Annotated in this window: 9 protein-coding genes; 5 read left to right on the top strand and 4 right to left on the bottom strand. The window is 55.0% G+C overall.

The genetic code is table 11. The annotated features are described in order from the left end of the window. Window positions 1-340: GIY-YIG nuclease family protein (locus B2067_RS03635; protein ID WP_301387483.1), on the bottom strand; the 340-nt coding region annotated here is incomplete at its 3' end. A gap of 21 nt (window positions 341-361) precedes the next feature. Between B2067_RS03635 and trhA the strand changes: the two genes are divergently transcribed. Further along, window positions 362-1,030 carry a PAQR family membrane homeostasis protein TrhA gene (gene trhA / locus B2067_RS03630; protein ID WP_068444644.1) on the top strand — a complete coding sequence of 223 codons (669 nt, stop codon included), beginning with the start codon at window positions 362-364 and terminating at the stop codon, window positions 1,028-1,030. Further along, window positions 1,027-1,449 (top strand): alternative ribosome rescue aminoacyl-tRNA hydrolase ArfB, encoded by a 423-nt coding sequence (gene arfB / locus B2067_RS03625; protein ID WP_068444646.1) that lies wholly within the window; start codon window positions 1,027-1,029, stop codon window positions 1,447-1,449. The genes trhA and arfB overlap by 4 nt, the downstream gene beginning before the upstream one ends. A 96-nt stretch (window positions 1,450-1,545) precedes the next feature. On the opposite strand, the gene djlA is transcribed toward arfB, so the two are convergent. The 3 genes from djlA to B2067_RS03610 are packed head-to-tail and all read right to left on the bottom strand — an operon-like array spanning window position 1,546 to window position 4,078. Continuing rightward, window positions 1,546-2,388, bottom strand: a complete 843-nt coding sequence (gene djlA / locus B2067_RS03620; protein ID WP_301378667.1) for a co-chaperone DjlA — start codon at window positions 2,386-2,388, stop codon at window positions 1,546-1,548. Continuing rightward, window positions 2,385-3,056, bottom strand: coding sequence for an N-acetylmuramate alpha-1-phosphate uridylyltransferase MurU (murU, locus tag B2067_RS03615; protein WP_349676352.1), 672 nt, complete (start codon window positions 3,054-3,056; stop codon window positions 2,385-2,387). The genes djlA and murU overlap by 4 nt, the downstream gene beginning before the upstream one ends. Before the next feature lie 5 nt (window positions 3,057-3,061). Continuing rightward, window positions 3,062-4,078: an aminoglycoside phosphotransferase family protein gene (locus B2067_RS03610; RefSeq protein ID WP_301378671.1), complete on the bottom strand. Its 1,017-nt coding sequence runs from the start codon at window positions 4,076-4,078 to the stop codon at window positions 3,062-3,064. A 107-nt stretch (window positions 4,079-4,185) separates the two neighbouring features. Here B2067_RS03610 and B2067_RS03605 point away from each other — a divergent pair, with 107 nt between their 5' ends. From B2067_RS03605 to pdxA, 3 genes are read left to right on the top strand one after another with little or no spacing between them, the layout of a single operon-like run. Next, window positions 4,186-6,648, top strand: a complete 2,463-nt coding sequence (locus B2067_RS03605; protein ID WP_301387480.1) for an LPS-assembly protein LptD — start codon at window positions 4,186-4,188, stop codon at window positions 6,646-6,648. Next, window positions 6,614-7,918 carry a peptidylprolyl isomerase gene (locus B2067_RS03600; protein WP_301387479.1) on the top strand — a complete coding sequence of 435 codons (1,305 nt, stop codon included), beginning with the start codon at window positions 6,614-6,616 and terminating at the stop codon, window positions 7,916-7,918. Before B2067_RS03605 ends, B2067_RS03600 begins: the two co-directional genes overlap by 35 nt. Beyond that, the gene (gene pdxA / locus B2067_RS03595; protein ID WP_301387478.1) at window positions 7,915-8,907 is read left to right on the top strand and encodes a 4-hydroxythreonine-4-phosphate dehydrogenase PdxA; all 993 of its coding nucleotides are present in this window, start codon (window positions 7,915-7,917) and stop codon (window positions 8,905-8,907) included. Before B2067_RS03600 ends, pdxA begins: the two co-directional genes overlap by 4 nt. Window positions 8,908-8,934 lie beyond the last annotated feature (27 nt).

The following is an 8,934-nucleotide window of genomic DNA, read 5'->3' as shown; positions in this document are numbered from 1 at the left end:
GGGAGAAGGCACGATCACCACTGATCAGCCGCAGCTTCTGAGGGCGGGACAGTTTCTTCACCTGTCTCTCAGCCCGCAGCGCATCTCCATGCGCACCAGCGACCGCGACGAAACGCAAAGCCAGTGGCCCTTTGCCCCTCAGAAAACGCGCGGTGCGGCGACCATTACTGCAATGCTCTTTGAAGCGACGGCTTACATCCAGCGTGATCCCGCAGTAGAGATGCCCGCTGGCGGTTTCTATCAGGTACAGATACCAGAGGTCGGTTTCGTCGACGCTACCGACTTGATCCATCGTTGTTTTCTCTGCCACCGCTTTACCGTATGGTGTGCCGCAACTCATAAGTTTTTACCGGACAACCGCATGCATTCTGTTTTCCGTGATCCTATCAGTGGCCTTACCCATCTGGCCGGGGCTGTTTTTGCCATTGTTGCACTCGGTATTCTGATGGCAAGAGCCGCGATGTACGGCGAAGTCGTACATATTGTCTCATTCGCAGTTTTCGGCGCAACACTGTTTCTGATGTTTGCAGCCAGCGCTCTGTACCATCTGATTCACGCGTCAGAGCAGGTGATTCTCTGGCTCAAACGCATCGATCATATTGCGATCTTTCTGTTAATTGCCGGCACCTACACCCCTTTCTGCCTGATCCCTTTGTACGGCAATACCGGCCTGATCTTACTTGTTGCCGTCTGGAGCTTAGCGCTTGCAGGCATCGCTCTGAAGCTGTTCTGGATTTCAGCGCCACGCTGGCTATCAACTCTGATCTATGTTGGCATGGGCTGGCTGGTCGTGTTCGCGTTTGAACCAGCCATGGCGCGCGTACCCGAAGATGCTTTATGGTGGCTGCTCTTCGGTGGTATCGCCTACTCTGTTGGTGCCATCGTTTATGCGCTGCGCTGGCCTGACCCATGGCCACGCTGGGTCGGTTTCCACGAAATCTGGCATATCTTCGTCATGGCTGGCGCTTTCTGCCACTTCTGGGCCATCGCCTTTCACCTGTCCCATGTTCCGGTGGGGGCTGGCGTATGAACGCGAACGGACTCTACATCAACCACAGAATTACCCTCCCCTGGGCTGAAATCACCCTGAAAGCTATCCGGGCACAGGGCGCCGGCGGTCAGAACGTAAATAAAGTGGCGTCGGCCATTCATCTTCGTTTTGATGTGCGACGCTCGTCGCTGCCTGAAGATGTGAAAGAAGACGTGCTCAAACTGGATGACCAGCGCCTGACACAGGACGGTACTATCATCATCAAAGCACAGCGTTTCAGGACACAGGAGAAAAATCGGGAAGATGCCCTGCAACGGTTACAGCAGCTGATTCGCTTTGCTCTTCAGAAAGATAAGCCCAGAGTAGCAACACGACCAACGCGTGCGTCGCAACGCCGGAGAGTCGATCAGAAAGTTCAACGTGGCCAGGTCAAAGCCTTGCGCGGCAAAGTTCAGTAGCAGGGTTCAGTAGCAGGGTTCAGTAGCAGGGTTCAGTAGCAGGGTTCAGTAGCAGGGTTCAGTAGCAGAGTTCAGCAATAGCCCCGCAGGCTGCCATTACTTACTGGCTCGCCGGTGCTTACGAATAATCGCATAGGCGCTCTGGATCTCCTGCGCTTTCGACTTAGCACGCTCAAGCTCTGCCGCCGATACTCCACGAGCGACAAGCTTATCAGGGTGGTACTCACTCATCAGGCGGCGGAACGTCTGCTTCAATTCTTCGTCAGAAACATCCGGCGCTAATCCGAGTACATTGAATGCACGCCGTACCTCACGACTCATCATCAATTCAGGACGACGCGGTTGAGATGTCTGTTGCGCGCGCTCCTGAGGCCGCGCTTTTTTCTCCCAGTCTGTCGAACCCTCGCCCCGGCTCAACCACCAGTAAAAACGGAACGGGGGAATGCCAAACGCTCTGCCAACCTGCTTCAGTACCTTGCGCTGCGCACGTTTTACCCGGCCATCTGCACGCGCTACCTTGACCAGTAACGAGAAGAAGACCTCGTGCTGGTTCGGCGGTAATCCAGCTTCCAGCGCTTTCAGATCACGCTCCAGTCGATAACTGCTCTGCTTACCCTCACCAAACAAACGAATGGCCAATGCACGACGGTCACCGGTCATTCCCAAGGCTTCGATCACGGCTTCGGCGGCGGCAATTTCTTTTTCGCTGATGCGACCATCCGCTTTAGCAAGATGCCCCATCACACGGAACAGAGCACTCATATGCTCCTGAGCCATTGGGCCTGCCGGACCACTGCGCGCCTTTTCAGCCAACCTGTCTAACAGGTGTCCGGCAATCGCACCAATCACCAGCCCGAACGGTCCGCCAGACAACAAACCAATGGCTGCACCCGACGCTTTTCCTACCCAGATACGATTGCTATTCGCCAACGGTTTCAATCGTCACCACCGTCTTGGTTAAGTAAATCGTTCTCCAAAGTCTTCAGTCGCTCGGGGGTGCCGACATCGACCCATCGGCCATTCATCAACTGACCTGCAAGCCGGTCCGTCGTCATGGCCTCTCGCAACATGGGTGCTAGTGGATAGGCGCCCGCCGACGCGGATGCCCATAATTCAGGTTTGAGGACGCTGACCCCACTGAACGTCAGTTGCTGCTCATTGACCACCCGCCCGGCCTGCAACGCAAAATCGCCCTTCGGATTATGATCCGGGTTATTGACCAGCCAGAGGCAACCAAGGTCAGTTTCATTCAGCTCATACTGAGCAGCCTCGGTGTAATCCCAGTCGGTCCAGACATCACCATTAATAAGCAGAAAAGGCGCTGCGCCAAGAAGCGGTAATGCCTGATAGACACCACCACCGGTTTCGAGTGCGTCGGCTTCTGCGGAGTAGCGAATAGTCAGCCCCCACGCGCTGCCATCCCCCAGGTGCTGTTCAATCTGTTCTCCCAACCAGGCGTGATTAATCACCACCTCTTTAATACCTGCCGCAGCAAGCTTCTCAAGATGGTGCACGATCAGGGGTTTACCACACAGAGGAATAAGCGGCTTAGGACATGTGTCCGTAAGCGGGGCCATTCTGGTACCTCGACCTGCCGCCAGAATCATTGCCTTCATGACAGGCCTTTCTCCATCGCTGGCAGAAATCGTTCGTCGAGCCACTGACAGAAAGCCGAGAATTCATAATACCGTCCCGCGACTTCGCGCAGATACACGCAGGTATTAGGGATATCCGCCAGATAACCTGCCTTACCATCACGAATATTAAGGCGGGCAAAGATACCCGCAGCTTTGAGGTGTCTCTGCATACCCATAAGGTCAAACGCTCTGGAGAAGGCGTCGTACGGCATATCCAGCACGCCCGCCAATGAGGCTTTCTCGTAGTAGTAGGCGGTCAACTCGTCAACGATCTGGTGTGGCCAACGCACATAGCAGTCACGTAATAGCGACACGAGATCGTAGGTGACAGCCCCCTGAACAGCATCCTGAAAGTCGATAACACCCAGGGCACCATCTGCACAAAGCATCAGATTCCGTGAGTGGTAATCACGATGCACGACCACCTGCGGCTGAGCCAGCGCTGAATCAACCAGAATATCCGTAACATCAGCCATCAGTCTGTGTTCATCGGCCGACAGAGACAGCGAAATCTGACGTTCGCACAGCCAGTCGGTGAACAGAGAAATCTCCTGACGCAGCAGTGCGGCATCATATACTGGCAACTCACCGGCCTTGAGTTTCTGGATGTTGATCAGCTCATCGATAGCGAGTTTGTACAACGCAAGTACGCGTTCATGGTCGGCACCATCGTGAAGCGCCGGCCAAAGCAGTTTATCGCCGAAGTCCTGTAGTAACATGAATCCCTGAGCGATATCTTCGCCTAAAACTGCGGGCACATTCACACCCTGCTCTGACCAGCTGCGAGCGATCGCAATAAACTTAGGGTTATCTTCTTTCTCTGGAGGTGCATCCACACAGATCCAGCTGGAATCGGCGCCCGTCAGTCGAAAATATCGACGAAAACTGGCATCGCCCGAAACTACTGACAATTCTGCGGTCAGATCTTCACCGGTAAGTTGCTGAATCTGATTTACTGCCCAATGCGCAAGGTTGTCCCTTCGCTGATCCATGCTGGCCTCTCGGTGTCAGTCGTTCTAGAATTGGACCCCAGAATTGGCGCCCTGATAAGCCGCTAAAGATAACACACTTCATTCCGGAATCGCGCCTGCTGCCCTACATGACTGACCTGAACCGAACATCTCAGTATCTACTCCTGTACTTTCGCCTGTACCTGCGCCCGCGCTTGCATCTCCCGTGCCTGTATCTATTGCTACCTGCGCTCGCCACCGGCCTGAGCCACCACGCATTGGCCGACTCTGCTGGGCAGTTCAACTATGAAGCCCTCGGCTGGACTCCAAGATCGCAGCTCCCGGCGGAACAGGCTGAAGCGCTCCCGGAGTTCTGCACAGGTGCCTACGTTGTCACCACACCTGTGGCTCTCGATACCGACCGGATTGAAGCAGAAGCCGATCAGGGTACTTTAACCCGTGCCGGTGAAATTGAACTGAACGGCGATGTTGTATTTCAGCGACGCGATCAGCTTCTCAAAGCTGACTACGCGCATTGGTTTCCTGAGCAACAGGTGGCTAATTTCACGGGCAATGTGTCCATTACCTCACCGGGCATGACGCTAGGCGGCGACAACGCTCGTATCGACGACGCACAGGGCGACATAGAACTGAACCACAGCGCCTGGGTCATTGCCGACCGTCACCTGCGAGGAACCGCTGAACAACTGGGATCCCCCCAGGATCAGGTACTGGAAATGAAAGGGGCGACTCTGACCTTCTGCGAACCCGGCCACAACGACTGGGACATCGCAGCCAGCGAACTGCGACTGGATCAGAACGAAGGATTTGGTACGGCGTGGCACACTCGACTCAGGGTCGCCGAGGTACCGATTCTGTACATACCGTATTATCGCTTCCCGATTGATGACCGGCGCCTCACCGGCTTCCTCGATCCGTCACTGTCTGTGAACGGCATGGGCCAGGCGGAAGATATTCAGATTCCTTTTTATCTCAATATCGCCCCCAACCTGGATGCCACCATTACTGCCCACCACGTGCTTGATCATGGTTTGTTGTGGGAAAACCAACTACGACACAAAACAGCGCTTTTCGGTGATGGCGAGCTGAATTACGGCATTCTCGCTGACGACGAAGAAACCGGCGAAGAACGCTCTCTGGTGAATTACTCACAAGCGGGTCGTTGGGGCCGTCACTGGAGCCACGAATTTCTCTACAATAATGTCAGCGATGAGGACTACTTCTCCGACATGAACCCGAGTGCCTCTGTGTACCGGGCTTCCCACCTGCCTAGAAGGGGCCTGGTTCGCTACGATACAACACCGGTGAAAGCGACTTTCCTCGCTGAGAGCTTCCAGACGACGGACGAAGACATCTCGCTCAGCAACCGTCCGTATCGCCGCCTGCCTCAGGTCGGCCTGACACTCACGCCAACACTAGAGTCAGGTTGGACGCTGAAGCAAACCGTGCAGGCCACCCGCTTTAACCGTGAAAGCTCCGCCGTGATCGACGGCAATCAGCAGACGCTCAGTGGCCGCGCCGCTCTTAACGGTGATCGTTTTCTGTCGGACACCCGCATCGCCTACCCGATGACACAGCCATACGGTTTCTTAACGCCTGCACTGGATTACCGCTATCGCAGCTACCGGCTTTACGATGCAGAGCCTACCGACGACGATGAAACGCCAACGTTCGGAGCACCGCGCGTGACCCTGGACGGCGGCCTCTTCTTTGAGCGTGAGACCAGCGCCTTCAACACCGACTACATCCAGACTCTGGAACCTCGCGTGCTGTATGCGTACAGCCCCTACCGGAGCGGTCAGGAAGACATTCCGGCCTTCGATACCAAAGCCACCAGCGTCACCTACTCAAGCTTATTCAACGGCGACCGCTTTACTGGCGGTGACCGCCTGGCCGACCTGAATCAGATCAGCACCGGCGTCACAACACGCTATATACGCGACGATGGTCTGGAGCAGTTCAGGGCTGGCGTAGGTCAGATCTGGTATTTCCGCGATCGTGAAGTGAACATCAACGAGACCGAAAGCGACTACCTTGAGCGCCATACATCCAGCACCCTGGGCGAAGCGGAATGGAACCCGAACAGCGACTGGACAGTCTTCTCTTTTCTCGAGTGGGATTCGCATCAGGACTACTTCCGTCAGCAACGCTACGGTGTCCGCTTCCGTGATGAAGCGAATCATATGTTAAGCCTCAGCAATACACGCACCGAGAGCCGCGACCCTGACACTGAAACTAGCTACAATACGCACCAACTTGATGCCAGTGGGTTCTGGTCTCTGAACGATCGTTGGGCGCTATTTGCAAGGCAGCTTCGTGATCTGAAACACTATGAGACGGGAGAACGTCGCCCGGAAGACCCGGTTCTGGAGTCTCTGGCCGGATTCGAATATCAGAATTGTTGCTGGCGAGCACAATTCACCTATCGGGAAAGTTCACCCCGCAGCTCAGGGGAGTTCTCAACCGAAAAACGTTACGGCTTTATGCTGAGCATTCAGTTAAAAGGTCTTACCACACTGGGCAGCGGCACCGACAGCCTCTTGTCTGAAAGCATTTATGGATACTCAAGACGCCAATACCATGACTATTAAGCACCTGATTTTTTCTCTTCTGGCAATGACTGTCAGCGCCTTACTCCATGCAGAGCCTCAGTTGATCGATCGAGTGGTGGCTGTTGTCGATGACGACATCATCATGGAAAGCGAGCTAGAACAACGCATCAAAACGGTGGGTGTTCAGAGTAATCAGAACGAATTACCAGAAGCAGACACCCTGCGCGAACAGGTACTCGAGCGCATGATCACCGAAAGCGTGCAATTGCAGATGGCGGATCGTGCCGGCATCCGCATCAGTGAGTCGCAGCTGGATGACGCGATGGGACGCATCGCGGCGCAGAACGGTATGAGCCTGGCTGAGTTTCAACAGGCTATGGCCAGCGAAGGCGTTTCTTTTGCCTACGCACGTGAACAGATCCGCAATGAAATGCGCATTAGCCGGGTACAGCAGTATCAGGTGGGTGAGCGCATCCAGATTACAGATCAGGACATAGATTACTTTCTGGCCTCTGATATCGGTCGTATCGCCTCGGCCGCAGAATACAAACTTCGCCACATTCTGATTTCAGTTCGTTCTGGTGCCGCACCACAGGAATACAAAGAAGCTGAAAGCAAAGCAGACAAGATTGTTGCTGAGCTTCGCGATGGTGCTGATTTCGGCAAAACAGCAATGGCCGAATCTCAGGGACGCACGGCCTTGAATGGTGGCGATATGGGCTGGCGTAAAGATGCTCAGCTACCATCGATTTTCGCGGACATCGCACCCAAAATGAACGTCGGCGATATCTCAGACCCGATCCGTACCGCCAGTGGTTTCCACATTATCAAGCTTGAAGACAAGCGTGGCGGCAACTCCCAGCTGATTCAACAGGCTGAAGTACGACATATTCTTATCACCCCGAATGAAGTGCGCGATCAGGATCAGGCCCGTGAACTCATCAATCAGATTTATGAGCGCCTGAAAGCCGGTGCAGATTTCGCAGAGCTGGCTCGTGAATACAGTGATGACCCCGGCAGCGGTGCCAGTGGCGGTGACCTTGGTTGGGTCTCTCCCGGCGACATGGTGCCGGAATTTGAGCAAGCGATGGACGTAACACCAACCGGTGAGTTAAGTACGCCAGTGCGCAGTCAGTTTGGCTGGCATGTGCTTCAGGTGACCGACCGTCGTGAAGCCGACATCGGTGAAGAAGTACAGCGTAATCAGGTGCGCCAGATGCTCTATGGACGCCGCTTCGAAGAAGAACTTCCTATCTGGCTGCGTAAAATCCGCTCAGAAGCCTACGTCGACATCAAGGAACAGCCGTGAGTCTGCGTCTTGCCGTCACGGCGGGAGAACCGGCCGGTATCGGGCCGGACCTCTGTGTTCAGATTGCCCAGGCTAAGCTGTCGACCGATCTCGTCGTTATCACAGACCCGGCAGTACTGGCTGACCGTGCGGATTCTCTGAGTCTGCCCCTGACTCTGCATACCTTTGGTGATGCCGGAGCGCAGTCGGGTAATGGTCATCTGACCGTCTTTCCTGTCGCGGTCAATGCGCCTGTCAGCGCAGGCGTTCTCAACAAAGCGAATGGCGCCTTCGTGATAGAAACCCTGCGAATCGCGGCTGAAGGATGCCTTGATGGTCGCTGGGATGGCATAGTCACCGCACCGGTTCACAAAGGGGTCATTAACGAGTCCGGCGTGCTTTTCAGTGGCCATACTGAGTATTTCCGTGATTACTGTGGCGTTGAAGAAGTCGTTATGATGCTCGCCACAGAAGACCTACGAGTCGCTCTTGTTACCACCCATCTACCGTTAAAAGATGTCGCCGATGCCTGCACTGGTGATCGCATTCAACGTGTCAGCCGGATTCTCAACAACGACCTGCAGCAATTCTTTGGTGTGGCTGCACCGCATATTCTGGTAGCAGGCCTGAACCCGCACGCGGGTGAAGACGGCCACCTGGGTCGCGAAGAAATCGATACCATCATTCCTGCCCTGAATGCACTGCGGGAAGAAGGGCTCAACCTGACAGGCCCTCTGCCTGCAGACACTCTGTTTACCCCCAAGTATCTGGATAACGCCGACGCGGCGCTGGCGATGTATCACGATCAGGGGCTGCCTGTTCTTAAATTTCACGGCTTTGGCCGGGCTGCCAATATCACATTAGGGCTGCCCATTGTCCGTACCTCTGTTGATCACGGCACCGCGCTAGATCTTGCTGGCACCGGCAAGGCTGACAGCGGTAGCCTGCACACCGCTATTAAGGTCGCCACTCAGATGGCAGCCAACCGCAGAAAGGAAATAACCCAATGAGTAAACACACACCCAAAGCCCATGGCC

The sequence above is a fragment of the Thalassolituus sp. UBA2590 genome, from assembly GCF_002339775.1.
Lineage (GTDB): Bacteria > Pseudomonadota > Gammaproteobacteria > Pseudomonadales > Oceanobacteraceae > Thalassolituus.
Note: the sequence above shows the minus strand (reverse complement) of the source record. Positions and strands in the feature narration are given on the sequence as shown.

What these genes read in the sequence shown, in the direction of transcription:
- trhA (WP_068444644.1), top strand. Translation starts at nt 362, where the DNA reads ATGCATTCTGTTTTCCGTGATCCTATCAGTGGCCTTACCCATCTGGCC.
- arfB (WP_068444646.1), top strand. Translation starts at nt 1,027, where the DNA reads ATGAACGCGAACGGACTCTACATCAACCACAGAATTACCCTCCCCTGG.
- murU (WP_349676352.1), bottom strand. Translation starts at nt 3,056, where the DNA reads ATGATTCTGGCGGCAGGTCGAGGTACCAGAATGGCCCCGCTTACGGAC.
- B2067_RS03610 (WP_301378671.1), bottom strand. Translation starts at nt 4,078, where the DNA reads ATGGATCAGCGAAGGGACAACCTTGCGCATTGGGCAGTAAATCAGATT.
- B2067_RS03605 (WP_301387480.1), top strand. Translation starts at nt 4,186, where the DNA reads ATGACTGACCTGAACCGAACATCTCAGTATCTACTCCTGTACTTTCGC.
- B2067_RS03600 (WP_301387479.1), top strand. Translation starts at nt 6,614, where the DNA reads ATGGATACTCAAGACGCCAATACCATGACTATTAAGCACCTGATTTTT.